At 71.8% G+C, this 26,005-nt stretch carries 17 protein-coding genes and 1 pseudogene; 8 read left to right on the top strand and 10 right to left on the bottom strand.

Annotated features, from left to right (window positions below; all coding sequences use genetic code 11):
- Window positions 1-207 precede the first annotated feature (207 nt).
- The 3 genes and pseudogenes from ACSRUE_RS30860 to ACSRUE_RS30850 form a co-directional block, all read right to left on the bottom strand.
- Entirely contained in the window at window positions 208-1,314 is a 1,107-nt protein-coding gene (locus ACSRUE_RS30860) for a vWA domain-containing protein (protein WP_441286713.1), read from the bottom strand.
- 249 nt (window positions 1,315-1,563) lie between these two features.
- A pseudogene (locus ACSRUE_RS30855) lies at window positions 1,564-2,253 on the bottom strand (right-handed parallel beta-helix repeat-containing protein); the annotation flags it as partial.
- Window positions 2,254-2,902: 649 nt separating this feature from the next.
- Window positions 2,903-3,295 carry a hypothetical protein gene (locus ACSRUE_RS30850; protein WP_441286712.1) on the bottom strand — a complete coding sequence of 131 codons (393 nt, stop codon included), beginning with the start codon at window positions 3,293-3,295 and terminating at the stop codon, window positions 2,903-2,905.
- Between the two features lie 257 nt (window positions 3,296-3,552).
- Between ACSRUE_RS30850 and ACSRUE_RS30845 the strand changes: the two genes are divergently transcribed.
- Window positions 3,553-7,761 carry a DNA topoisomerase 3 gene (locus tag ACSRUE_RS30845; protein ID WP_441286711.1) on the top strand — a complete coding sequence of 1,403 codons (4,209 nt, stop codon included), beginning with the start codon at window positions 3,553-3,555 and terminating at the stop codon, window positions 7,759-7,761.
- 18 nt (window positions 7,762-7,779) lie between these two features.
- Here the strand turns inward: ACSRUE_RS30845 and ACSRUE_RS30840 are convergent, their stop codons facing one another.
- The 3 genes from ACSRUE_RS30840 to ACSRUE_RS30830 all read right to left on the bottom strand — a co-directional run bounded on the left by ACSRUE_RS30840 (window position 7,780) and on the right by ACSRUE_RS30830 (window position 10,709).
- Complete coding sequence (locus tag ACSRUE_RS30840) at window positions 7,780-7,908, bottom strand: hypothetical protein (protein WP_437553583.1); 129 nt, start codon at window positions 7,906-7,908, stop codon at window positions 7,780-7,782.
- Between the two features lie 216 nt (window positions 7,909-8,124).
- Window positions 8,125-9,756 (bottom strand): SBBP repeat-containing protein, encoded by a 1,632-nt coding sequence (locus tag ACSRUE_RS30835; RefSeq protein ID WP_441286710.1) that lies wholly within the window; start codon window positions 9,754-9,756, stop codon window positions 8,125-8,127.
- A 134-nt stretch (window positions 9,757-9,890) separates the two neighbouring features.
- Window positions 9,891-10,709: an SDR family NAD(P)-dependent oxidoreductase gene (locus ACSRUE_RS30830; RefSeq protein ID WP_441286709.1), complete on the bottom strand. Its 819-nt coding sequence runs from the start codon at window positions 10,707-10,709 to the stop codon at window positions 9,891-9,893.
- Window positions 10,710-11,146: 437 nt separating this feature from the next.
- Between ACSRUE_RS30830 and traA the strand changes: the two genes are divergently transcribed.
- Window positions 11,147-13,276, top strand: coding sequence for an outer membrane exchange protein TraA family protein (gene traA, locus ACSRUE_RS30825; RefSeq protein ID WP_441286708.1), 2,130 nt, complete (start codon window positions 11,147-11,149; stop codon window positions 13,274-13,276).
- Window positions 13,273-15,168: an OmpA family protein gene (locus tag ACSRUE_RS30820; RefSeq protein WP_441286707.1), complete on the top strand. Its 1,896-nt coding sequence runs from the start codon at window positions 13,273-13,275 to the stop codon at window positions 15,166-15,168. Before traA ends, ACSRUE_RS30820 begins: the two co-directional genes overlap by 4 nt.
- A gap of 187 nt (window positions 15,169-15,355) precedes the next feature.
- Here the strand turns inward: ACSRUE_RS30820 and ACSRUE_RS30815 are convergent, their stop codons facing one another.
- On the bottom strand, window positions 15,356-16,006 hold the full coding sequence (locus ACSRUE_RS30815) for a hypothetical protein (RefSeq protein WP_441286706.1): 651 nt from the start codon (window positions 16,004-16,006) through the stop codon (window positions 15,356-15,358).
- A gap of 82 nt (window positions 16,007-16,088) precedes the next feature.
- Here ACSRUE_RS30815 and ACSRUE_RS30810 point away from each other — a divergent pair, with 82 nt between their 5' ends.
- Window positions 16,089-16,607, top strand: a complete 519-nt coding sequence (locus ACSRUE_RS30810; RefSeq protein WP_441286705.1) for a peptidylprolyl isomerase — start codon at window positions 16,089-16,091, stop codon at window positions 16,605-16,607.
- Between the two features lie 147 nt (window positions 16,608-16,754).
- Entirely contained in the window at window positions 16,755-17,240 is a 486-nt protein-coding gene (locus ACSRUE_RS30805; RefSeq protein ID WP_441286704.1) for a hypothetical protein, read from the top strand.
- A gap of 48 nt (window positions 17,241-17,288) precedes the next feature.
- On the opposite strand, the gene ACSRUE_RS30800 is transcribed toward ACSRUE_RS30805, so the two are convergent.
- Window positions 17,289-19,082 (bottom strand): ATP-binding protein, encoded by a 1,794-nt coding sequence (locus tag ACSRUE_RS30800; protein ID WP_441286703.1) that lies wholly within the window; start codon window positions 19,080-19,082, stop codon window positions 17,289-17,291.
- A 123-nt stretch (window positions 19,083-19,205) separates the two neighbouring features.
- On the opposite strand from ACSRUE_RS30800, the gene ACSRUE_RS30795 reads away from it, so the two are divergent.
- The 3 genes from ACSRUE_RS30795 to ACSRUE_RS30785 all read left to right on the top strand — a co-directional run bounded on the left by ACSRUE_RS30795 (window position 19,206) and on the right by ACSRUE_RS30785 (window position 21,843).
- Window positions 19,206-19,823 carry a DUF47 domain-containing protein gene (locus tag ACSRUE_RS30795; protein ID WP_437746918.1) on the top strand — a complete coding sequence of 206 codons (618 nt, stop codon included), beginning with the start codon at window positions 19,206-19,208 and terminating at the stop codon, window positions 19,821-19,823.
- On the top strand, window positions 19,820-20,827 hold the full coding sequence (locus ACSRUE_RS30790; RefSeq protein ID WP_441286702.1) for an anion permease: 1,008 nt from the start codon (window positions 19,820-19,822) through the stop codon (window positions 20,825-20,827). Before ACSRUE_RS30795 ends, ACSRUE_RS30790 begins: the two co-directional genes overlap by 4 nt.
- A 140-nt stretch (window positions 20,828-20,967) precedes the next feature.
- A complete protein-coding gene (locus ACSRUE_RS30785; RefSeq protein WP_441286701.1) occupies window positions 20,968-21,843 on the top strand; it encodes an NmrA family NAD(P)-binding protein in 876 nt (291 codons plus the stop codon).
- A gap of 63 nt (window positions 21,844-21,906) precedes the next feature.
- Here ACSRUE_RS30785 and ACSRUE_RS30780 read toward each other — a convergent pair whose 3' ends face one another.
- Together ACSRUE_RS30780 and ACSRUE_RS30775 are read right to left on the bottom strand one after the other, a co-directional pair.
- Window positions 21,907-23,106: a 6-phosphofructokinase gene (locus tag ACSRUE_RS30780; RefSeq protein WP_441286700.1), complete on the bottom strand. Its 1,200-nt coding sequence runs from the start codon at window positions 23,104-23,106 to the stop codon at window positions 21,907-21,909.
- Window positions 23,107-23,253: 147 nt separating this feature from the next.
- Complete coding sequence (locus ACSRUE_RS30775; RefSeq protein ID WP_441286699.1) at window positions 23,254-25,995, bottom strand: phosphoenolpyruvate carboxylase; 2,742 nt, start codon at window positions 25,993-25,995, stop codon at window positions 23,254-23,256.
- Window positions 25,996-26,005: the final 10 nt, after the last annotated feature.

The following is a 26,005-nucleotide window of genomic DNA, read 5'->3' as shown; positions in this document are numbered from 1 at the left end:
GGTGCGCGGCGGGACATCGAGCATCGCGCGGAGGCGCGCCAGGGTCGGCGTGTCAACGAGGGGTCGACACCGGTTGACGATCGGGTTGACGCGCAGGTGATCTGCGCCGCGGAGCGCCGGGGGAGGGCGTGCCTTGGGCGCCGGCGAGCCCACGTTCGGCGTCCAGAGCCCGCCGAGCGCAGCGCCCGGCAGGATGTGCCCTGCAGCTCAGAAGATCGGGTCGTCCTTGCAGCCGAAGATGACCTTGACGGAGCCGGCGCCGCTGCTCGCCACCTGCTCACACGCAGCGCCGTACAGCTTGATCGTCGTCATGTCTGGCCCCGTGTAGTTCCATCCATCGGTGCCTGTGGTGTCTTGCATGATCGATTGTTCCCCGACGAACACCCCGACATGGTCCGGGTTCGGCGGCGGCTCGGCGAGCGGGAACAGGCACGTCGAGACCTCTCCCGTGATCGCCAGCAGCGATGTCACGAGCTGGTCCTTCGTGGCCGCGAGGTAGAACCTGGGCGCGTCCGGATCCGGGTCCTGGCGCGGCTCGAGCCCTGCGACCGCGAGGCCGTTGAGCGCCTTGATCTTGCTCGCCTGCGCCGCGATCCCGACAACGAACGTATGGAAGCCGGCGGCGGCCGCGTCCGTCACCGCCTGCACGGCGAGCTCGTCCGAGTCGCTCTTGGGGCACGACGGATCTCCGTCGGTCGCGAGCAGGATGTACTTCGGGTCGTCGTTCTGGATCGTCTGCAGGTACTCGACCGCCTTGTTGATGGCGTCGCCCGTCGGCGTGCCGTCGCCCTCGGGGGTGGTGCTCGAGATCGCCTGGTTCACCGTGGGGGCGTTGCTTGCCGCGATCGGGATCAGGATGTCGCGCGGGAAGCTCTCCTCGGTGCAGCTGCCCGTCCTGTCGCCCTGCGGGAACACCTTCAGGCCCCAGGAGGCCGCCTCGTTCGTCGCCGCGATCACCTCCTGCAAGGCGGGCACGACGATATCCCATTTCGACGGCGTGCCCTCGTCTCCGTTCGGATCGTCCTGCATCGACGCCGAGCGATCGAGGACCAGCAGGATGCTGGCCGGCTTGCGCTCGACGTCGAAGTTCTGCCGCCCGCAGTCCACGCCGTCGCCGGCGCTGCTGGCGCTGCCGTCGGAGCCGAGGTCTCCGGGCACGCTGCCCGGCTCTCCGGCCCCACCGCCGACGTCGCCGTACCCGGGGGTATCGCCGGCGCCCGGCGCTCCGCTGCCGCTGCCGGCTTCACCGCTCGACGTACAGCCCGACAGCGCTGCCAGCACGACGACGGAATAGATTGATGATGCTCTCAACATGATGCCTCCTGTAACCTGAATCCTGGCGACGTCATCGCGAGCACCGCTTCAGGGCCTGCGCTCGGTTCACGACGAGCGGCCACGAGCAGCGGGGTTCGGCGACGGCGCGGGCGACGGTTGCTACTCGAGCTCGTCGGCGAGGCGATCGAGCCAGCCCTCGATGTCCTCGGTCGGGGCGTCGAGTGGTCGCGAGGTCGGCGCTGCCGTCGGGTAGCCCCCTACCTCGTCTTGGCTGTTCACGAACATTCTGCCGGGGTTGTAGACGACGTTGTTCACGATCGCCCCGGTCGCGAACCCCTTGTACCAGGGGCTTCGTTCGTTGTTGTGGGCGTAGAGGTTGCCGACGACGGTGACGTCGGTGCAGTGGTCGTGCACGAGGGTGCCCATGGAATGAGAGCCCTTCTCGTGGATGGATTCGAGGAGCCCTTCGGCGATGATGTTGTTGCTGAGGGTGACGCGGCGCGAGGTGCCGTCGGGACCGTCGAAGCGGGGGCCCGAGACGGACAGGTTCTCGTCGACGCCCCACGCCACGGAGCAATGGTCGATCACGATGTTGTACGCCGAGGCGCCGTCCGTCGTGACGTCGGGCTCGAACCCCGACGCCGGCGCGGCCCCGGCGTCGCCCATCCGGAAGCGGAGGTGCTGGATCCGCACATCGTGCGTGCGGATCTTCATCCCGCCGCGGATCAGCGTGACGCCCGGCGAGGGCGCTGTCTGGCCGGCGATCGTGACGAACGGCTCGGTGATGTCGAGGCGCGTCCTGTTCAGGTCGATGATCCCGCCGACCTCGAACACGATCGTGCGCGGCCCCCTCGTCTCGATCGCCTCGCGCAACGATCCCGGGCCGTCGGCGTCGAGGTTCGTCACCTTGAGGATCGTACCCACGCCATCGACGGACCCCGAGCCGCCGGCGCCGCCCGCGGAGCCGGTGGTGGCGGAGCCGCCGGCATCCGCGCCGCCTCCCGGCGCGCCGCCGGCTCCGGTCTGGGCGCCCGCAGTCCCTCCGCCGTGGCCGCCCGCGCCCGGAGTGCTACCTCCGGCGCCACCCTGTCCCGCCGCCTCGTCGCTCGGCCCGGGCGAGCTCGCTGCGCCGGAGCAACCGGCCAGGAAGGTGCAACCCGTGCAACCGAGGAGGACGAACGAGAGGACAGCGGCCTTCATCAGATGATTCCTTTCGAATCGAGAGAGCTCGTGTGGGCGCTTAAGGCGCCGAGCTCCCGCCGGCGACAACCGCGCATGGCGCGGCTCACCGTCGTTGCGCTGGATGCACACACGAGGCGACTCGATCCCGGCCCGTCGCGCAGTCCGGGTCGCGCGTGAGAGATGGCGGCCGCCGAACCAGGCCGGCGCCGCGCCTCCTCCGCGCGCCGCGAGACAAGCAACGACAATGCCATTTGCCCGGACCCGCCTGCCGACGGCTCACGTGTGTGGCCGGGGGGCTGCGCAGCGCTCGTTGCGTGGACGTCCTCGTCGCGGCGCGTCGTGGCGCCGCGACGTCAACCACGGGTTGACGTGCTTGACAGCAAGGACGGCTCCCGTGTCAACCGCGCGTTGACCGGCAGCCGTCTGCCGCGAGCTCCGCCGGTGCTCAGCCCTTCCAGCCGGGCGGCGGCTTGGCGAAGCCGGTCTCGGCGGGGAAGGGGCTGGCGGTCTCGCGCTGGTGCAGCCCGTCCACGTCGATGCCGAGCGCCCTCAGCCCGTCGCGCTGCTCGTAGCGGATCACCAGCACGGCGGCGGGCTTGGGTGTCGCCCGGGTGAACCGCGTCGACGCGTCCTTGCCGCTCTGCACGTCGAGGCCGTCGACCGTGGGCACCACCTCGACGCGCGCGCCCGTCGGGTTCCGCACGCGCAGCGCATAGCGCTGGCCTGACCGCCCCTCGACATAGGTCGTCTCTCGATGGACGTACTCCCGCGTCGGCGTGAGCGCGCCGCCCTCCTCGACGAGCAGCTCCACCTCGACGATCCCCTTCAGGTCTCGCATCTCGATGCCCCTCTCCCGGAGCCGTCGCGCGCCCTCGCGCGGCGGCGAGCGTCCAGGCACGACGTGAACCCGCTCGGCGCCGGCGTGTCGAGGCGCCGGTCGGGCGCGGGCTTCTCTGCCCGCTCGCTTCCCCATACCGCCCGCCCGCGGCTCGCGCTATCAACGCACCTGCGTGAGGCGCGGGCGACGCCCGCCGCCGTCGGTGTTCACGCCTCTCGCTCGTTTCGCGCCTTTCGCATGTCTCGCATGGTCGCCGCATGATCGCCGTGGTCGCAGAGAAGCCCGCCGTCGCCCGCGACATCGCCGCGGTGCTCGGGGCCTCGAAGCGCGCCGAGGGCTCCCTCGAGGGCGGCGGCTACGTCGTCACGTGGGCGATCGGGCACCTCGTCGCCATCGCCGAGCCGCACCAGATCGACCCCGCCTGGAAGCGCTGGCGCCTCGACCTCCTCCCGATGCTGCCCGGGCAGTTTCCGCTCGTCGTCCTCCCCGGGACGCGGGCCCAGTTCGAGATCGTCCGGAAGGTCCTGGGCCGGCGCGACGTCGAGCGCGTCGTCTGCGCCACGGACGCCGGCCGCGAGGGCGAGCTCATCTTCCGGTACATCTACGAGGCGGCCGGGTGCAAGAAGCCGGTCGAGCGGCTCTGGATCTCGTCCCTCACGCCCGACGCCATCCGCGACGGGCTCCGGCGGCTGCGGGACGCGCGCGGCTACGACGGCCTCGCCGACGCGGCGCGCGGGCGCAGCCGCGCGGACTGGCTCGTCGGCATGAACCTCTCGCGCGCCTACAGCCTGGTCTTCGACCAGGATCTCTCGGTCGGCCGCGTGCAGACGCCGACGCTGTCCATGGTCGTCGAGCGCGAGCTCGCGATCCGGCGGTTCGTCCCCGAGCCGTACCTCGAGGTCGTCGCGACCTTCTGCCCGCTCCGGGAGGACGGCTCGGGCGCGGCCGACGAGTCCTACAAGGGCACGTATTTCAACGACAAACCAATCCCCGGCGAGCCGCCGGCCGCCGGCGGGCCGCCGAACGCCGGCGAGCGGCCCGAGACCGCGCCGTCGCGGAGGCGCCTGCCGCCGGACGGCGAAGAGGCGCGGCGCATCGTCGAGCGGGCCCGGCGCGGCGAGGCGCGCATCGAGGCGGTCCGGTCGGAGTCTCGCCGCCTCCCGCCGCCGCTGCTCTACGACCTGACCGAGCTCCAGCGGCACGCCAACCGCCTTTACGGCTTCTCTGCGCAGAAGACCCTGGAGGTGGCCCAGGCGCTGTACGAGCGCAGGAAGCTCATCAGCTATCCGCGCACCGACAGCCGGCACCTCTCGACGGAGGTCGCGGCCACGCTCGGCGCCGCGGTGCAGGCGATCGAGGGCTCGTATCGGGGGATGCTCGCCCCGGGGACGGGGGCTCGGCCGCTCGGCAAGCGCTTCGTCGACGACGGCAAGGTCGGGGATCACCACGCCATCATCCCCACGGGGGCTCGGTCCTCACGCGCGGAGCTCTCGACCGACGAGCAGAAGATCTTCGATCTCATCTGCCGGCGCCTCCTCTCGGCGTGGCACGAGGATCACGTCACCTCGATCACCACCGTCATCACCGCGATCACCACGCGCGGCGGCGCGGGCGCGCGGGGCGGCGAGCCGATCGTGGACCGCTACCACAGCGCGGGCAGCGTCGTGGAGAAGGTCGGGTGGAAGGTGCTCGACATCGGCTTCGGCAAGCCGCCTGCGAGGCCGCGCAGGAAGGGCGAATCGGACGGCGACGGGCCCGATGCGCGCGACGGGGAGGGTGGCGAGGGCGAGCGCGAGACCGCGGATCAGCGGCTCCCGCCGGGCCTCGCGAGGGGGCAGGTGCAGCTCGTGCTCGACGCGGAGGCGCAGGCCAAGAAGACGCGTCCGCCGCCGCGCTTCACCGAGGCCACGCTGCTCACCGCCATGGAGACCGCGGGCCGCAGCCTCGAAGAGAAGGAGCTCTCCGAGGCGATGAAGGACTCGGGCCTCGGCACGCCGGCCACGCGGGCCGCGATCATCGAGACGCTCCTCCGGCGCGAGTACATCGTGCGCAAGGGCAAGCTGCTGCACGCGACCGACAAGGGCGTCGGGCTGATCGAGGTCGTCCACGCGGACGTGAAGAGCCCCGCGATGACGGGCGCCTGGGAGGCGAAGCTCGCCCGCATGGCCCGGGGCGGGGGCGATCTGCCGTCGTTCATGGCGGGCATCGAGTCGTACGTGCGCCAGGTGGTGGCGGAGGTGGGCGCGGGGCGGCGCGCGGCCGGGGACGGCGCGCTTTCCCCGGAGGCCGGGGCGTCGCCGTTTCAGGAGCGCGGCGAGGCGCGGTCGCGCGCGAAGGGGGGCCGCGCCGCGGCCGCTGCGCCGGGGACCGGCCGAGGCCGCGAGGCGGCGCCTCGCCGCGCTCCGGGCAGCAGCGCAGGCGCCGGGCCGGTTGCATCGGCTGGGACGCTGCAGGCGGTCGCGGCGGCGGCTGCGGCATCGCCGCCGGCTCGGGCGCAGGCGAGATCGCGTACGGCGGCGGCGGCGGCGCCGGCGCGACCCGTGGCGGCAGCGCCGTCGCCCGCGCGTGCGGCGGCCATCGGGCCCTCCGCGGCGCGTGGGGCGGGCGCGGCGTCCTCGCCGGCGGTGGCCCCGTCTCCAGCGCGCCGGCCAGAGGATCTCGTCGAGCTGCTCCACCAAGGCTTCGGCTTCAGCGCGTTCCGCCCCTACCAGGAGGCCGTCTGCCGGACGGCGGCCGCGGGGAGCGACGTGCTGCTCGTCATGCCCACCGGCGCCGGCAAATCGCTCTGTTACCAGCTCCCCGGCATCGCCCGAGGCGGCACGACGCTCGTCGTGAGCCCGCTCATCGCGCTCATGGAGGATCAGGCCTCGAAGCTCCGGGCGCGCGGCTTCGCCGCCGAGCGGATCCACTCCGGCCGGAGCCGGGCCGAGTCGCGGAAGGCCTGCATCGATTATCTCGAAGGCGCGCTCGACTTCCTCTTCATCGCCCCCGAGCGGCTCCGCGTGCCCGGGTTCCCCGAGATGCTCGCCCGCCGGAAGCCCGTGCTCGTCGCCGTCGACGAGGCCCATTGCATCTCGAAATGGGGCCACGACTTCCGCCCTGATTACCGGATGCTCGGTCAGCGCCTCCCGGCGCTCCGGCCCGCGCCGGTCATCGCGCTGACCGCCACCGCCACGCCGGTCGTGCAGGACGATATCGTCGAGCAGCTCGGCCTCGCGTCCGCGGCGCGGTTCATTCACGGCTTCAGGCGGAGCAACCTGGGTATCGAGATCCTCGAGGTCAGCCCGGGAGAGCGCCTCGCCCGGGTGCGCGCGCTGCTCGGGAAGGAGGGCCGGACGCCGGCCATCGTCTACGCCGGGACGCGGAAGGACGCCGAGGCGCTCGCCGCGGGCCTCTCGGAGGACCTCGCGGCCGAGGCGTACCACGCGGGCCTCGCCGCCCCGGTGCGCGACCGGATCCAGGCGGCCTTTCTGGACGGCAGCACCGAGATCATCGTCGCCACGATCGCCTTCGGCATGGGCATCGACAAGCCCGATGTCCGCACGGTCGTCCACGCCGGGCTGCCCGGGAGCGTCGAGGGGTATTACCAGGAGATCGGCCGCGCCGGCCGCGACGGGCTCCCGTCGCGGGCCGTGCTGATGCACTCATATGTCGACCGGCGAATGCACGAGTTCTTCCACGAGCGCGACTACCCTGATCCGGCGACGCTCCAGCGGATCGAAGAGGTCCTGTCGGAAGAGCCCCGCCCGAAGGAGGCGATCCTGGGCGATCTCGGCATCGATCCCGAGGTGGCGGACAAGGCCCTCGAGAAGCTCTGGATCCACGGCGGCGCGCGCGTGGATCCGGACGGGGGCGTCGCCCTGGGCGAGCCGGGCTGGCGCGGGCCCTACGAGGCGCAGCGGCGCCACAAGCTCGCCGAGCTCGTGCAGATGGCGCGGTTCACCGAGGGACACGGCTGCCGCATGCTCCACCTGGTCCGCCATTTCGGCGACCAGGAGGACACGGGCGAGCCCTGCGGCCTGTGCGACGTCTGCGCGCCGGCCGCCTGCGCCGCGCGGGAGTTCCGGGCGCCGAGCCGCGACGAGGCGCAGGCGATCGCGAAGATCCTGGCGGCGCTTCGCGAGAGCGAGCAGCCGACCGGCCGCCTCTACCGCGAGGCGTTCGCCGACGGGTCGCTGGAGCGGCGCGATTTCGAGCACCTCCTCGGCGGGCTCGTGCGGGCGGGCCTCGTCTGCGTCCGCGAGGACTCGTTCGAGAAGGCGGGCGAGCTCATCACGTACCAGCGCGCCTCGCTCACGTCACGCGGCCTCCTCGGCGGGCCGCGCGGCGGGAGCGACGTCGTGGGCGATGTGCCGCTCGCGAAGCTCCCGCCGAAGGTGAAGAAGCGGCAGAGCGCGACGTCGTCGGACGCGCGGAGGGCGTTCTTCGCCCGCAAGGCGCAGCGGAAGAAGGGCCGATCGCGCTGAGCGGCGCGCGGGCGGCGCTCAACGGAAGATGCCGAAGTGGCCGAGCGCCCACCAGAGCAGGACGAAGATGAGGATGGTGCTGAAGCACCCGCCGCCGAGCTTCTTCGCGCCGTAGCCCGCCGCGATCCCACGCAGAATCTTGCTCATCGAATGACCTCCGGCCCCGTGTCGGGGTGCTCGGTGAGCAAAGCAACGTGGGTGCCACCTCGAGGGGGGGAGGATTCTCGGGCTGGAGGGCGAGGACCTCGCTCGCTCGGCGTCGGGGAACGGCAACGCTCGCGTCACAGTGGGGCGTTTCGCTACGCTGGAGGCTCGGGGCCGCCGGCGCTACGCTGAGGCCAGGCGGCCGGGGCGACGGCGGCCCTATCGGCCGAGCTTGCCGACGATGAGGTGTTGGCGGTCGTTGTCTCCAAGGCCGGGGATAGGACCCGCGCCCCAATCCGCGGCGTTTGCGCTCGTCCAGCCCGCAACGAGCGTCTCGCCGTCCGGCGTGACGGCGACGGCGTAACCGACGGTGTCCTTGCCCAAGAGGCGTTTCCATACGAGCTCCGCGTCGGGGCCGATCTTGGCGACGAAGCCGGAGGGATCCGCGAGCGGGCCGTTGCCGAAGTCGATCTGGCCCGTGGCGCTCCCGACGATGACGGCGTTGCCGAAGGGATCCATCGCGATGTCGCGGGCCCACTGGTCCTCTGCACCGCCGAAGGTACGCACCCATCCCGCCGCACCGTTCGCCTCGAATTGCACCACGAAGACGTCTCGGTCGATCGACGTTATCGTCGATGAACCTATTTTCACATCGCCGCTGTGATACCCAGCCAACACGGGCCTTCCCAAGGGATCCACGGTGATACCCATGACATCTACGCTTGCCGGGAGCGGCTCGAGCGCGTACATCGTCCTGATCCAGGCCGGTGCTCCGGACGGCGTCGTCTTCATGACGAAGCTGCCTTTGTCGATCGTGAACCGATCGAGCTCAGCGGTTTCGAGCGTCGAGCCGGCGATGAAGATGTTGTTCGAGCGGTCGACCGCGATGTCGATGATGCGCATGGTCGCGTTATCGCCAACGAACGTGCGCACCCAGCAACCCGGCGCGGTCACGAGCCCTGTGGCAGCGTCGAGCTTGGCCACGAAGACGTCCGAGTCGTCGCCGGGCTGGATCGGCCCGCTGCCCAGGTCTATCGATCGACTGAACTTTCCCGCGACGATGATGCGATCGTTTGCGTCGATCGCGACGGCGCCGATTCCACCGCCTGGAAGGCCCTTGCTCCAGACTGGTTTGCCCGATGCATCGAGCTTCGCGATAAATGTTCCCGCCGGAAGCTGGCCATTGCCGAAATCGATGCCTCCGCTGCTGGTGCCAACCAGGATCGGGTTGCCCTTGGAGTCGACGACGAGCACGTTCGCCTCGTCCGTCAAGTAGTCGCCGAAATTCTTGGCCCACAGGGGCTCTCCCGCCGGGTTCAGCTTGAGGAGCAGCACATCGGTGGTGCTGGAGGAAGAGAGTGTATCGTCGCCGATCGTGATGGTGTTCATGAACGCGCCGCTGGCGAACACGTTCCCTTCGGCATCACCTGCGATGTCCATCAAGTAGATGTCGCCCGTTTGCTTGTACGCGGTCGTCCAGACGACGCACTCCAGGCCGTCACAGTTCTCGTCGTCCGCCGCGTCGCAGCGCTCCACCCCGGGCACGATCTCTCCCTCGCATACGCCCCAGGTCCCGTCGGTGTCACAGGTGCGCATCCCTCCCCGGCATACCCCCTTGTTCCGGGTGCTCGGCGGCCCCATGTAGCACGCTTCCGACGTGTCCGGTGTGCAGGCCGTGGGCTCACCCTCGTCCCCAGCGCCCCCAGCACTGCCGGCGCCTCCCGCACCTCCAGCGCCCGCGCTGTCCGCCGACTGATCGGCGAACGTATCGAGGCCGAGCAGCGCCGCGCACCCGCTGGCGCACACGGTCAGGCCGACGACGGAACCAAGGACATACGCTTGTGTTTGCATGAGACGTTCTTCTCGCTCGAGCGCTCCTGCGGAAGCGGCCACGCGGGCGCCGGAATAGAGGCTATCACAGCGACAGAGCCGCCGGCGCCCCGTCACCGGATCGAGCGCCGCGGGGCGCGGCGCGCGCTCTCTCGCTAGCCTCGGACGCCTCGCGTTGGGGCGCCGTAGCCGAGGACCGAGAGCCCGATCCGCGATGAGAGCCGGCGAATCGCCGCGCGAGGGAGGAAGCGGGAGAGCTGGGCCGTCGCCTTGCTCAGCGCGGTCGGGACGGCGACCACGTCGCCCCGATCCGCCGCCGCGATGCCGTAGGCCGCGCAGTCCTCGGCGGTGAGCTCGAACGGCATCTTCTTGCGCGGCACGCCGGGCGCGCCCGCGTCGAAGATCTCGGTGGTCACCGGCCCCGGGCACAGGGCGGTCACCGTGACGCCGGTCCCGTCGAGCTCGACGGCCAGGCTCTCGGACAGCGAGAGCACGAACGCCTTGGTCGCTCCATACACCGCATGTCCCGGGGTCGGCTGGAACGCGGCGAGCGACGCGACGTTGAGCACGCGCCCTCCGCCGCGGGCCACCAGGTCGGGGACGACCGCCGCGCAGAGCGCCACGACGCTCTCGCAGTTGAGCCGCACAAGCATCGCCAGCGCCGCGGGATCGCCGTCCAGAAAGGGCCCGAACCGCGTCGTTCCCGCGTTGTTGACGAGCCAGGCCGCGCCGCCCAGCTCGCGCGCCCGATCCCGCACGCGGAGGGCAGCGCCCTCGCTGGTGATATCGAGCTCCAGAGGGTGGATGGGCGCGTGCCCAGCGGCGCTCGCCCTTGCGGAGAGCTCCTCCAGACGGTGCGCCCGCCTGCCGATGGCGAGCACCGGCTGCCCGCGCGCCGAGAGCTGCCGGGCGATCTCCGCGCCGATGCCGGACGAGGCGCCTGTGACGATACCGAGGCCCGAGGTCGTGGTCATGGAGCGAGCCTTTTATGCTGCTTCGTCCAGGATCGCGAGCGGGCCGTGCCCTGATCTGCGGGGGCCCCGGTCAGCAATCTTTCCGCGCGATCTTGCCGCAACGCAGCAAGATCGCGCGAGGGCCTCGGGCGCGTCATCGGCTCTGGGGAGCCGAAGATCGCGCGCAGGTGTCGACCTCGTGCCGTTCCCGTCACCCGACCATCCGCTCCAGGCGTGTGCGGCCGATCGCCCGCGCGGTTTGCCAGCCGTCCCGCGCGCATGACAGCATCGGACCATGGGACGGTAGGGGTGATAGAGGACCGTCGCCTACATGCAGAGCGGGCTTTCGCAGCCTTCCTCTTGCAGATCACGGCGCGGAGCGGCTAGCCTGGAGCTCGTACTTCCGGAGCTCGGGTGCTGAGGACCCGCGAGCGATGCAAAGGACCCGCGAGCGAGCCATGCGCATTCGACGAGCTGCTCTAGTCGCCACGGCCCTGCTCGGGCTGCTGCCGGCGCCGGCGCGCGCACAATCGCAGCCATTCGGCCCCGTCACCCTCTATGAGCCCACCATCGACACGTTACCGGAGGTCGAGGGGACCGGCCTCTGCGCCGCATCGGCCCTGTCCGACAACGTGGATAGGGATTTCTACGTGCCCCTCCCCAGGGACGCCCCTGGCGAGCGTCTGGCTTATAACGACAAGGTCAATGCGTTCATCACCAGCAAGAACGGGGTTGTCGAGGCAGAGTATCGCGAATACGTCGTTCGGACCGTCCTGGATCTCAGCAACAACAACAGCGACCTTGATGATGACCAGGACCCGATCGAAGGAGGCCCGCTGAGCTACGGCGACTTCACCGGACTGATGTCGCCGACGTGCCAGGAGGGCGGGTGCGACTTCCCCTGGAACAGCCACGGCACCAGCCAGCCGTTCGGCTCCAGGCTCCGCGGGTTCTTGCTCGTCCCCGAGGAGATGGCGGGTCGACCCGTTCATATCGGTTTCTACGCCGACGATGCGGTGAGCCTCACCTTCTGGGACAAGTCCAACGGCGTGAAGCCCGTCATGGTCCGTCCGGCGCGGCTCGGCCTTCCGACATGGCGTCTCACGAACACCGTCATCTTCGTGAAGGCAGGCCTGTACCCGCTCGAGATCCTCTACGTCGAAATCGCCGAGCACGCGGCGCTCGAGATGTCCTACTTCGTCGGCGAGTTCGACGACTTCGAGCTCGGCGCGCGGGTCGAGGGCAGCGAGAGCCTCAAGGCGGCTGGCTATTCCATCTTCCAACCCGCGCAGTTCTTCCAGACGATGAGCGGGTCGCCGTCGTTCCCCGATCTCGACCAGTGCCAGCAGTGCAATCGCCAGTTCGCCGGCCAGGCCGGGACCAACGGCTGTCCTGGAAGCTACTACTGCAACGAGGCGGCCCTGTGCGCCCCGTGTGACACCGCACGATTCTGCGGCGAGTCCTGCTCGGCCTGCACGGGCGACACGCTGTTCTGCATCAACCTGGAGGGCAGGTCTCAGTGCGCCGAGTGCCGCACCAGCGCCGACTGCCAAGACGGCTTCGTCTGCGACCCCGAGACGCACGAGTGCAAGGAAGAGTACGAGTGCGAGATCGACCCGGACTGCCCGCGCGACAAGATCTGCGTCGATCACACGTGCGTCTTGTGCGACACCTCCGACCGGTGCGCTGGCAACTCGTGCAACTGCTGTCCCAACGGCATCAACGGCAAGCAGATGGACTGCGCCGCCGTCGAGCCGGGCGGCAGCCCGATGTGCGTCGAGTGCCTCACCGACGAGCAGTGCCCCGACGGCAAGGTGTGCCACGTGCCCACGGGCCACTGCGTGGACAGGCCGCTCCCGACGAACGCCCTGCCCAACTGCTGCGGCGAGGGCTGCGTCGACTGCATGCACCCCGAGGACCCGAGCGACCCGCAGTCGCCCCCTGTGCCGTTCTGCCTCCCCGGGCCCGTCGGGACGGCGTGCGCCGCGTGCCGCAACGACATGGATTGCGCCGCGGGGCAGTACTGCCTGAGCGGTGAGTGCAAGGAGTGCGTCAAGGACCGGCGCTGCGGGCCGCGCTGCGACAGCTGCGGCGGCGACACGCCGTTCTGCTTCGGCCAGTTCTCCCAGCTCGCGGCGTGCGTGCGCTGCACGTCGGACGAGCAGTGCGCCGGCACGACCTGCAACCGCGAGACCCACGAGTGCGACCCGCCGGGGTGCATGGCGACCTGCGGGGAGGACACCCCGTACTGCGACGGCGAGAGGTGCGTCGAGTGCTACGCCGACACGCAGTGCCCGTGCGGCAACACGTGCGACCTCGCGACGAACACCTGCGACATCTCCTGCAAGACGAACCTCGACTGCCTCGGCAACGAGCATTGCCGCTGGACCGACGAGGCGGACGCCAAGGAGTGCGCGCTCGGCCCGATGCCCGACAACGTCGCGTGCGGCGGCACCCTCGCCGAGATCTGCAGCGTCTCGGTCGTCGGCCAGAAGGGCGCCGATCCGCGGGCCGCCGGGCTCGTCGCCCTCGCGGCGCTGGCCCTGCTCGAGCGAAAGCGCCGCCGGCGCAGCGGAGGTGCCTCGTGAGAACGCGTCCACTCCTCGCCCCGCTCCTCGCGCTGTCCGCGCTCCTCGCCGGGCGCCCCGCGCTCGCCGAGGAGGGGCGCTTCGATGCCCAGGTCTTCCGCCCGGCAGCGGCCCCGCGCGATCTCGTGATGGTCCAGAAGTCCGAGGTCATCGGGAACCTCTCGCCGACCGTCGGTCTTTACAGCGACATCGCGGCCGACCCGCTCGTGCTGCTCGTCGCGGGCGACGACACGAGGCAGGCCGTCGACGCCATCTCGGGGCGGCTCGAGCTCGCCTTGCTCGCGGGCATCGGCTTCTTCGACGTGTTCGACGTCACGATGGCCATGCCGCTCGTCCTCTTCCAGGAGGGCGGCAACCTCCGCCGCTTCGGCACCGAGGGGTCGGTCAAGAGCTCCTCCGTGGGCGATCTCCGCCTGTCCACGAAGATCTCGCTCCCGTACCTGAACCGGAAGGAGCAGGTCAAGGAGGGGTTCGGGATGGCCATCGCGGGCAACCTCAACTTCCCCACGGGCGACCAGAACGCGTTCACCAGCGACGGCGCGCTGAGCGGCGGCGCGACGCTCATCGGCGACTACCGGTTCAACTTCGGGCTGCTCCTCGCCGCGAACGCTGGCATCTGGCTGCGGCCCGACAACCAGTTCGCGGGCGTGCGCGTCGGCGACATGGCGCAGTTCGGCGTGGCGGCCGAGCAGTACGTCGTCCAGAGCTGGGGCCTGTCGGTCATCGGCGAGGTGTACGGGTACCCCTCGCTCACGAGCTACCCGGACGACCCGGGGCAGATCCCCGCGGAGGCGCTCCTCGGGCTGCGCTGGCAGACCAAGCACGGCATCACGATCACCTTCGGCGGGAGCTTCGGCGCGGCGTGCGGCTTCGGCGCGCCCTCGATCCGCTTCTTCAACGTCATCACGTGGCAGCCGAAGACCTCGCAGGAGCAGGAGGAGATCAACCGCCTGCAGCAGCGCGACAAAGACGATCCGGATCGCGACGGCCTCATCGGCGCCGCGGACCGCTGCCCCGACGTGCCCGGGAGCCCCGAGAACTTCGGCTGTCCGGACCTGGACACCGACGGTGACGGCATCTTCGATCGCGACGACAGGTGCCCCGACAAGCCCGCCGGCCCGCACGGGAAGGACGGCTGTCCGCTCGCCTTCATCCGGGGCGACGAGATCGTGATCACCGAGCAGGTCCACTTCGCGACCGACAAGGACATCATCCTCGAGGACTCGAACTCGACGCTCGAAGCGGTCGCGCAGGTGCTGATCGACAACCCCGACATCCGCGAGGTGCGGATCGAGGGCCACACCGACGTGCGCGCGACCGACCTGTACAACATGGCCCTGTCCCAGCGCCGCGTGGCGAGCGTCATGGCGTACCTCATCGCGAAGGGCGTCGAATCCGCGCGGCTGCAGGCGGTCGGCTACGGGCACACGCAGCCGATCTACGACGACACCGGCTGCCAGGGGCCCGACGATCAGCTGTCGCCCGATTGCCAGTTCATGACGTCGAAGAACCGGCGCGTCGTCTTCCGCATCCTCCGCTACGGCGCCGCGGGGGCGAAGCCGCTCACCGGCGCGCCCGAGGGGGGCGAGCAGCTCCTGCCGTCCGGCGGGGTGCTGCCGCAGAAGACCCAGGGCACGCTGCCCAGTCAGGGCACGCTGCCGGGGCAGGGGGTCCTCAAGTCGAACGTGCTGCCGAGCGGCGGATCCTCGCTTCCGCCGGCGGGCGGCGCGCCCGGCGGCGCGGCACCCCTGCCGAACCGCGGCAACGCGGGCGGCCTCCCGAGCAACACGGGGGTGCTGCCGCGATCCGGTACCCCCGCGCCCGCGCCGCCGGCACCGGCGCCGTCCTCGTCGAGCCAGCCGCCTGCTCCCGGAGGCGGGGGGACTCGCTAGGAGGGCGTCGATCCTCGGGCCTGCGGAGATGGACGGAAGGGGGCTCGATGGCGATCGAGCCCGCATCCGAGAAGCGCAGGCGTAACTCGAGACAGCCGAGCTCCGAGCGTTTCAGGGGAGGAGAGAGCAGCCGGACGTCAGCGTCACAGCGGTAGGAACCGCGCGACGCCGACGTCTTCTGTTGCGCTTACTTCTTCGGCGCGGGCTTCACGGGCGCCGACGACGTGGCGGGCTTGGCCGACGACGACGGGGGGAGCGACGACGGCGGGGCAGAGGAGGCCGGCTTGGCCGACGACAGCGGGGTGGGCGACGCGGGCTTCGCCCACGGCTTGCCTGGCTTGGCCGAGGTCGCAGGGGCGGGCGAGTCCTCGTACGGCTCGTCGGATGCAGCCGGAGGAGCAGCAGACTGGTCCGCCGGCGGCGCCTCCGGCTCGACGGGCGCCGCCGAGTCGGCGGGCGGCGCCGCCGGGTGCAACGTCAACGGCTTCGCCTCTCCCTCGGTGCGGCGGACCCAGATCACCGCCGTCCCGCTCGCGACGCTGGCATAGCGGCCGTCCTCGGTGCGGATCTCCTCGTTGACCGCCTCGATGACCGCGTCGCCGCCGACGCCGCACGCGGCCTTGCGGAGCGACTCGAGGCGCTCCGCCTCCGTGCGGGCCGTCGGATCGCTCGCGATCGGCTGAAGGCGATGGTACTCGCGATCGGGCAGCTGGCCCGCCGGAATGACGTGCATGTCGCTGCAGAACTCGCCGGAAGGCGTGCGTTTGTCTCGGAACTGAGTGCTGCAACCGGCGATCATCGCGGCACCCAGGGCCGCCGAGAGGAGGAGGCGCTGCATGCTGCCTTCTTACCAGCGATGCGACGCGCGATGCAAACCCAGTGTTCCGATCTCGTGAACGCCTGGATATGCTCCGCGGTCGATGCGCCCGATCGAGCGATCCGCTCCTCTCGGCTTCCTCACCGTCTTCGGCGCGGCGCTCGCCGCCGCGTGCAGCGCGCCTCAGGCGGCGGCGCACGCCCCTCCGCACAGCGCCGCCCCTGCCGAGGAGAGCGCCTCGAGCGCCGCGGCGTGCCTCGCGGCCGCCAGCGCACCGCGGCAGGCTCGCCCCGACGAGCCGCCGCGGATCGGCGTGAAGCACATCCTCGTCCGCTATGCCGGCGCCGATCGCGCCGAGGGCACGACGCGCACACGGGAGGCGGCGTGCCTGCGCGCGATGGCGGCGCGCGACGAGATCCGCGGCGGGGGCGACTTCGGCGAGGTGGTGGCGCAGTACAGCGAGGAGGCCGGCGCGGCGTCGCGCGGCGGCTCGCTCGGCACCGTGGAGCGCGCCGACGTCCTGCCGCCCTTCGCCGATGCGGCGTTCGAGCTCGATATCCAGCAGCTCAGCGACGTCGTGGAGACCCGCTATGGCTTCCACGTGATCTTCAGGACGGAATAGCCCTCCTGCGGAGAGCGAGCCTCCCGCCGGAGACCTCTCCGCCTGCCCGCGCGCGGCCTCTCCTCGCGGGCCACGCATCGTCACGGCGCCTCGCGGGCCGCGCGCGCAAGGGTTGCGTTCCCGGCGGAGGCGCAGCATGAAGCACCGATGCGCGCTCACAAGCTCCTCGCCGCCTTCGCCGTGATGATCGCCTCGCCAGCGCTGCTGATCGCGGCATGCAAATCCAGCGACGAGCCGGAGGAGGTCGCCCCGGCGCCGGGCGCCGTCACAGCCACAGCGCCGACCGCGACGGCGCCGCCGCCCGCAGCGACCGGGACGGTGCCGGCGGCGACGCCGACCCCGGCCGCGCCAGCGACCACGACGGCCGCCCCGACCCCGGCCGTCCCGGCGACCCCGAAGCCGAACGCGGGCGCGCAGGTGGACGCGGGCGCGCCGAAGGACGGGGGCGCCACCACCACGGCCGACGCGGGGGCGCTCTCGACCAAGCTCGCGGAGTGCGCCGCGAAGTGCCAGTCGATCCTCCAGACCTGCCTGACGCCGAAGTTCCCCGCGGACGGCGGCCTGCCCGCGCTCGCCGATCCGGCGGCGTGCCAGAGCTCGTTCGACTCCTGCCGCACCGCCTGCGCGCCGTAGCGCCCGCTCCCCCTCGGCGAGGCCGGCCAGCGCCGCCGAGCCTGCTTGCTACTTCTTCTGGGCGCCGGTCGGCAGCGTGATCCGGAAGAGCGCGCCGCCGGCCGCGCCGGTCGTCACCGTGATGTCGCCGCTCATCGCCTCGACGAGGTGCTTCGCGATGGACAGGCCGAGCCCGGTGCCGCCCGACGCGCGAGAGCGGCCCGGATCCACCCGGTAGAACCGATCGAAGACGCGGGCCTGGTGCACCGCAGGGATGCCCGGACCGTCGTCCTCGACCTCCAGGACGACGCGCGCGTTCGCGGCCCGCGCGCGCACCACCACGTGCGAGCCGTTCGGCGTGTGATGGATCGCGTTGTCGACGAGGTTGGTCAAGATCTGGTCCAGCGCGCGCGGATCCGCCGCGACGAGCGTGCCCGGCGCCACGTCGATCTTCACGTCGGTGTCCCTCTCCATGGCGCGCCCGCGCAGGAGCGCCACCGCCGCCTCGGCCTGCGCCGAGAGGTCGAGCGTGCCCGGCGAGAGCGGCCGCTCGCCGCCCTCGATGCGCGACAGATCGAGCAGATCGTCCACGAGCCGGTGCAGCCGGGTCGCGTTCCGGTCGATCACCTCGACGAAATCGCGCGCCGCCTCCGGGTCGTCGAGCGCCCCGCCGAGCAGCGTCTCGCTGCTCGCGCGGATCGACGCGACCGGCGTGCGCAGCTCGTGCGACGCGTTGGCGATGAAGTTGCGCTGCAGGCCCTCGATGCGCCGGAGCTCCGTCACGTCGAAGAAGACGGCGACGACCCCCGTCGCCCCGCGGCTCTGCGCCGGCAGCGCGAGCGGCGCGGCGTTCACGAGCAGGATCCGGCGCCCCGGAAGCCCGGCCACGCCTGGCGCCGCGGGCGCGATCTCGATCTCGCGCGTCGCCGCCGCGCGCGCGAGCGCGACCTCCTCGAGCAGCTCGTGCAGGCTCGACGAGCGCAGCACCTCGAGCGGCGGGCGGCCGACCGGGTCCCTGCGGATGCCGAGCAGCTGCGAGAGCGCCGGGTTGACCAGCGTGATGTCGCCCTTCTCGTCCGTGACGAGCACGCCCTCGCGCATCGACTCGAGCACCGCGCCGAAGCGCTCTCCCTCGCCCCCGAGCTCGCGCCGCGACACCTCCAGGCTCTCGGCGAGGTCGTCCAGCGCGCCGCCCAGCGTGGCGATCTCGTCGTGCCCCTGCATGCGCGCGCGCCGGCCCAGGTCGGCCCGCATCTCCCGCGCGACGTCCGTCAGGTAGACGAGCCGCCCGGAGAGGGCGCGCGCCCCGGCGAGCGCCGCGGCGACGGCGAGCGCGAGGGCCAGGAGGGTGCCCTCCACCACGCGCGTGCGGGCGGCGGACAGGCTGCGGTCGATCGCGACCGGCTCGAACGCGACCCGCACCACCCACGGCCCGTCCGGGCGATCGAGCCGCTGCGCGGCGTAGAGCATCCGCATCCGCGTCGTCTTGCTCACGCGCTCGCTGCGCCCCGTGCCCTGGTGCCGCGCGTCGGCGACCTCGTCGCGCGTCGCGTGCGTGTCGAGCTGGCCGAGCCCCTCCGGCGCGACCGACGAGTCGCCCCGCACCGCGCCCTGCGGATCGATGAGCGTGACGCGCGCTCCCGCGGTCTTCGACAGCGCCGTCGCGAGGGCGGGCGCCTCGGCCGCGAGGTCTCCTGATCTCGTGGCGACCTCGGTGACGAGCGCCGTCCGCGTCGCCAGGTCGTCCTCCGTGTACGCCGAGAGCTCTGCCCCGAGCGTCTTCAGGACATAGCCGTCGAACACCAACGCCGCGAGGATCGCGATCCCCACCGCGAACGCGATGAGCTTGCTTCGTATACCCATGTCACCAGCGTGCCGGGCTCACGCCGCGCGCGACGTGGGCGAAGGACCTTATATTACCTGGTTTTGTCCGTTCCATGACGACTCGTTGACGTGATGCGGTGAGACAGGTAAACGCCCGGCCCCATGGGATTGACCCGTGACGCAGTCTTCTTCGACGCGCTGGCCAACCATGCGCGGCAGAGCGTCGCAGCGAGCGAGCTCCTCCTGGAGATGCTCGACCGGCTCGACGAAGCCCCGGCCCTGGTGCAGCGGATCTCCGACCTCGAGGACGAGGCCGACAAGATCACCCACGAGTGCCTGGCCGCCCTCCACCAGACGTGGATCACGCCGCTCGATCGCGAGGAGATCCACGCGCTCATCACCCGCCTCGACGACGTGCTCGACTGCATCGAGGCGGCGAGCGTGAGGATCGTGCTCTTCGAGATCAGCAGCATCCTGCCGGACGCGCGCCTGCTCGCGCAGGATGTCGTCGACGCGTGCACGGTCATGAGCTCGGCCATCCAGTCGCTCAGGGACCTCAAGAAGCAGCCGCACCTCCTCGAGCTCTGCGTCGAGATCAACAAGATCGAGAACGCGGCGGACGCGCACTACCGCAACGGGTTGGCGGCGCTCTTCAAGAAGGGGAACGACCCGCTCCTCGTGATGAAGTGGCGCGACATCTATGACCTCTTGGAGCACGCGACCGACCGCTGCGAGGACGTCGCGAACATCATCGAGGGCATCGTGCTCGAGCACGCATGACGACCTACATCCTCGTCATCCTCGTCATCGCGCTGGCGTTTGATTACATCAACGGCTTTCACGACGCCGCGAACTCGATCGCCACGGTCGTCTCGACGCGCGTCCTGTCGCCGCGCACCGCGGTGCTCTGGGCCGCCGCCTTCAACTTCATCGCGTTCGCGCTGTTCGAGCCCACGGTGGCGCGGAACATCGCGAAGGGCGTCGAGCCGGGGTTCATCACGCCGAACGTCATCCTGGGCGGCCTGCTCGGCGCGATCATCTGGAACCTGCTCACGTGGTGGTGGGGGCTGCCGTCGTCGTCGTCGCACGCGCTCATGGGCGCGTTCGCCGGGGCCGCGGTGAAGAGCGCGGGGCGGCTGTCGGTGCTCGACGCGACGGTCTTCGGCAAGACGGCGGCGTTCATCCTGGTGTCGCCCTTGCTCGGCGCGGTCATCGGGTTCTCGCTCATGCACGCCATCCGGCGGCTCGCGCGGGGGTGGACGACCGGGAAGGTGAGCTCCCGGTTCCGGCGGCTGCAGCTGCTCTCCGCCGCCGCCTACTCGCTCGGGCACGGCGGCAACGACGCCCAGAAGACGATGGGCATCATCACGGCGCTCCTCATCTCCGCGGGCCTCCAGGAGGGCGGCAAGGACCCGAAGCCGATGCTCTGGGTCGTGCTCGTCTGCCACGCGGCGATGGGCCTCGGCACGCTCTCCGGCGGCTGGCGCATCGTGAAGACCATGGGCATGAAGATCACGAAGCTGAAGCCGGTGGGCGGCTTCGCGGCCGAGACGGCCGGCGCGGCGACGCTGTTCAGCGCCACGGCGCTCGGCATCCCCGTGAGCACGACCCACACGATCACGGGCGCGATCGTCGGGGTCGGCGCCACGAGCGGGCGCATCTCCGCGGTCCGCTGGGGCGTCGCCGGGCGCATCGTCTGGGCCTGGATCTTCACGATCCCCGCCTCGGCCGCCCTCGCCGCGATCGCCTACACCATCGCGAACGTCATCAGCGGCCAGCCCTGACCGCGCAGGCGAGCGCGGCGCCGCGCGGCGTGTGACGCCACGCACGCGAGCAGGCGCCTCGCTCGCGCGCCGGGCGGCGGCGCTCGCGCGGCCCGCCCTGGGACTTACGAAGCCCGCCGCCGATCTCCATAGCGCGGACCATGCGGGCGCTCGTGACGGGGGCGGCGGTGGCGCCGGGAGGGGCGGTCGCGCGGGCCTTGCTCGCCCGCGGGCACCGCGTGCGGGCGTTCTCCGCCAGGCCTGGCGATCCCACAGCGGCGCGGCTCATCGAGCTCGGCGTCGAGGTCGTCCAGGGCAGCGCCGACGAGCCCCGCTCGATCGCGCGCGCGGCGGCCGGCGTCGACGCGGTCTTCGCCATGGGCTCGCCGATCGAGGGCGGGCTCGCCGTCGAGGCGGAGCTGCGGCTCGGCCTCGCCGCCGCCGAGGGCGCGAGGGCCGCGGGCGGCGCGCACCTCGTCTACACCTCGGTCGCGAGCGCCGACCGGGGCACGGGCGTCCCCCATTTCGAGAGCAAGGCGACCGTCGAGCGGCACATCACCGCGCTCGGCGTGCCTTGCACGATCCTCGCCCCGGTGTGCCTGATGGAGAACCTGCTCACGCCCGCGGCGCTCCTCGGCCTCCGGCGCGGCGTGTACGCCGCCCCGCTCCCGGCGGGCTGCCCGCTGCAGCAGATCGCGGCCGACGACGTGGGGCGGTTCGCGGCGCTCGTGCTCGAGCGCCGGCGCGATTTCCTCGGGCACCGGATCGAGCTCGCGTCCGACGAGCTCACCGGCGCCGAGGCCGTCTCGGCGCTTTCCCGCGTGGCAGGCCGGGAAATCCGCTACGCCGAGGTGCCGCTCGCCGAGGTGCGCACGCGCGGCGAGGACCTCGCGGCCATGTTCCGCTGGCTCGCGCGCGGAGGTCACGGCGTGGACCTCGGGGCGCTCCACGCCGCCTACCCGGAGGTCGGGTGGCACCGCTTCGAGGACTGGGCGCGCGAGCACCTCGCGGGCGCGCTGACCCGAGCGGTCGCGTGAGCCTGCGAGGGCGCCGCGCTGATCCGGCGCGCGGGGCTCACCCGGCCGGCGCGGGCGCGGCGCTCATCCGATTTGCGACGGAGCGCGGCTCGGTCGGGCCGCCCCGAGGCTGATGAAGTGGTCGAGGATCCAGGTCTTGAAGCGCTTGAGGTCGAGCCGGTCGAGCAGCGGCAGGAACGCCCGCTCCACGCCGTCCTCGCGGCGTATGGAGGCGAAGTCGAGCACGCCGACGTCGTTCGCGGCGAGCACGTACGGCATCACCTCGGTGCGCCCCTCGTCGAAGGCCGCGAGCAGCAGCGACCCCTTGAGGAAGGCGGCCGAGACGTCGAGGAAGGCGGGGCGGATCCCGCGGATGTACCGGCTGAACGGCTCCGCGATCACGCGCTTGTCCGGCGAGTCACGGAGCCCCGCGCCCTCGAGCTGCATCTTCAGGTAGTCGCTCGCCGACATGCCGGGGTGCTCCTTGCGGCGGCGCTCGGCCTCGTAGCCCTCGGCGACGATCACGAGCGCGTAGTCGGCGCCCTTGAGGCCGTCGGCGAGCTCGCTCAGCACGTCCTGCGGGAAGCGGAAGAAGGGGAGCACGATGAGGTGCGCCCGGGCAGCCACCGCGCAGTGCAGCGCGTGCCGCCCGCTGCGGTTGCCCATCATCTCGAGGATGTAGATGCGCTTGTGCGTATAGGCGTCCTCGTAGAGCCCGCGCGCGATGGTCGCGCCCGTCTCCACGCCGGACAGGAAGCCGATCGCGCGATCGCCCTCCAGATCGTTGTCGATGGAGACGTTCACGAAGCCGGCCTGCGGGCGCACCTCGAACTCGTCGAGCCACGCCTTGATGCCCTCGAACGTGCCGTTGCCGCCGACGCAGATGAGGTGCGTGAACCCCTGCGCCTTGAAGGTCGCGGCGGCCTGCTTGCGCTTCTCGCGATCGAGGAAGCCGGAGTAGCGCTCGCTGCGGAAGTCGCTGCCCGCGTCGAGCACGCGTCGCCCCATCGAGCGCGCCGGGATGCCCTGCGCGAGCAGATCGTAGCGCTGGCGGCGGCTCATGATGAGGCGCTCGAACTGGGGCTGGGCGCGCGCGTCCGCGGTCAGCGAGCGGAAGCCCTCGGTCGCGGCCCACACCTCGTAGCCTCGCCGCGCCGCCTCCTCGGTCAGCGCGACGGCGACCGACGAGTAGCCAGGGGCGTTGCCGCCGTCGAAGACGAGCAGCAGGCGCTTGTCCGATGCCGGGAGGGTGTCGGGACGTCCGAACTCGACGATGCTGGTCATGGCGCCGGCCTTCTACCACGCGACGACGAGGTTGGCTGAGCGATTGTCACACGTTCGCGATCGTTGTTTGACGACGCCCGGCGTTGGACGACAGCGCCGCGCGGCGTCGAGCGCGTGGCGTCGAAGGCGCGCTGTTTCCGCCGTGTTTCACCCCGTGTTGCGCATGCCGGCGGCGATGCCGTTCAGCGTGAGCAGGAGCGAGCGATCGCGCCCCGAGTCCCCGCCGCGGCTCGCCCGCAGGAGCTCGACTTGCAGGAATGAAAGGGGGTCGACGTAAGGATTGCGCAGCGAGATGGACCGCTGGAGCGTCGGGTTGCCCTCGAGCAGCCGCCGGTTGCCCGTGAGCCGCTTGAGCCACGACCGCGTCCGCCTGTATTCCGCGATGATCCGCGGCGCGACCGCCTTGCGCGCGGCGGCCGGCGCGAGCTCCGCGTAGCCCGCGAAGATCGTCATGTCGGCCTTCGCGAGCACCATCTCGACGTTGTCGATGACCGCCCGGAAGAACGGCCACGACGCCATCATCTCCTTCAGCAGCTCCGCGCCCTCGGGGCGCTGGCCCATCGCCTCCAGGCCGCTGCCGACGCCGTACCACCCCGGGAGGATGGCCCGGTTCTGCGTCCACGCGAAGACCCACGGGATCGCGCGCAGCGACTCCAGGCCGCCCGCGCGCCGCTTGCTCGGGCGCGAGCCGAGCGGCAGGCGCGCGATCTCGTCGATCGGGGTCACGGCCGTGAAGAACTCCACGAACTTGGGCTCCTCCCAGACGAGCGCGCGGTAGGCGCGACGGCCGGTCTCGGCGAGCTCGTCGAACGCCGCGGCGTAGCGCAGCTCCGACGCGGTGGGCGGCCGCGGCTGCGCCCCCAGCGTGTGAAGGAGCACGCCGCTCAGCATGATCTCCAGCGTGCGCATCGCGAGCTCGGGGCGCGCGTACTTGTGGTCGAGCGCCTCTCCCTGCTCGGTCGCCTTGTAGCGGCCGCCGACGCTGCCGGCCGGCAGGGCGAGCAGCGCCTGGTGCGCCGGTCCGCCGCCGCGCGCCACCGACTCGCCGCGGCCGTGGAAGACGCGGAGCGGCAGCTCCGCCTCCGCGGCGATCTTCGGCAGCGTCTCCTGCACGCGCCGGAGCGCCGCGCTCGCCGCGAGCAGGCCGACCTCCTTGCCGGAGTCGCTGTAGCCGATCATCACCTCCTGCACGCCGCGGGCGAGGACGTGCGGCCGGTACTCGGGGTGCGCGAGCAGCGCGCGCAGGATCCTCGCGCTGTCGTTCAGCGCGGCGAGCGACTCGAACAGCGGCACGACGTCGATCCGCGCGCACGAGCGCGCCTCGTCCCACAGCCCGGCGGCCTTCGCGCTCGCGAGCGCGGCGAGGACGTCGTCCTCGCTGTGGGTCATCGACAGCACGAGGGTGCGGCAGGACGACTCGCCGCCGTCGCGCTGCGCCGCGGCGATGCGCTGGAGCGCCTCGAACACGCGGCGCGCCTCGGGCGTCATCTGCGCCGGCTCGACGCGGCCCGCCGCGACGCTGGCCGCCGCGGCGCGCGCGTCCTCGGCCGGCGCGCGCATCTCGAGCTCCGCGAGCGCGAACCCGAGCGCGCGCACCTGCGAGAGCAGCGCCCGGGCGCGCCGCTCGCCCGAGCTCGCGCAGCGCGCGGCGCGCAGGCTGTCGGCGACGACCGCGAGGTCGCGCTCGAGCTCCGCGGGCTCGCGGTAGGCGACCGCGAGCGTCGGCTCCTCCGGCCGCACGAAGGCGCGCCCCTCGCGCGCGGGGCCCTGCCCGGTGCGCGCGCGCGCCTCCGCGCGGCCGTGCTCCGCGTGCTCGAGCGTGGCGGTGAGGCGCGCCTCGATGAAGTGCAGCTTGCGGCGCCACGGCTCGCCCTCGGTGCGCGGGCCGAAGTGCGCGGCCACCTCGGGCATCGCGGCGGCGTCCTCCTCGATCGAGGCGAGCAGCCAGGGCGGCGGCGTGACGTGCCGGACCGACTGCGACAGCGCGCCGCCGAGATCGCGCACCGCCCGGACGAGCCGGCGCAGCCCGCGGATGCGGTAGGCGAACAGCGCATCCTCGAGCACGGCGGGCACGACGAGCGGGTTGCCGTCCATGTCGGCGCCGACCCACGAGTGGATCCGGAGCGGCGCGATCTCCGCGTCGAGCGGCTCGCCGTAGGCGGCCTCGAACGCGCGCCCGATCACGGTGGGCAGATCGGGGAGCAGCTCCCAGAGGATCTCCTCGATGTACCAGGCGACGTTCTTCACCTCGTCGCCGACGGTGGGGCGATCGCGGCGCACCTCGTCGGTCTGCCAGAGCGCGGTGATCTCCTCGCGGATCTCGGCCAGCTTGCGCGCCGACTCGTCGGGCGTCAGCTGGCAGCGATCGCGCTCCTCGAGGTTCTTCGCGATGCGGTAGAGCTTCTCGAGCACCGTGCGCCGCGCGGCCTCGGTCGGGTGCGCGGTGAGGGTGAGCGTCACGTCGAGCGTCCTGAGCGCGGCGCGCACGCGCTCCGCGGGCACGCCGGCCTTCTTGAGCGTGTGCATCGCGGCCTCGATCGAGCCGCGCTGCGGCCGCGCGCCCGGATCCGTCGCGTACGCGCGCGCGCGGCGGATGCGGTGGTGCTGCTCCGCGAGGTTGACGAGCCGGAAGTAGACGGTGAACGCGCGGATGACGGGCTCGAGGCGATCGTGGGGCAGCTCCGCGAGCAGCTTGCTGAGCTCCGCGGCCGCGTGCGCGCGCCCGTCGCTGGGGCCGCGCCGCCGGCGGATGGCGAGCGTGCGGATGCGCTCTTCGATGGCGAAGAGCTCTTCTCCCTCCTGCTCGATCAACACTTCCCCGAGCAGGCGTCCAAGCAGGCGAACTTCTTTGCGAAGAGGTCGATCGACCTCGCGGCGACGCGGCGGCATGGGCGCCAGC

The organism is Sorangium sp. KYC3313 (assembly GCF_052075895.1).
Classification (GTDB): Bacteria; Myxococcota_A; Polyangia; order Polyangiales; family Polyangiaceae; genus Sorangium; species Sorangium cellulosum_B.
This window is presented reverse-complemented; position numbering and strand designations above follow the sequence as displayed.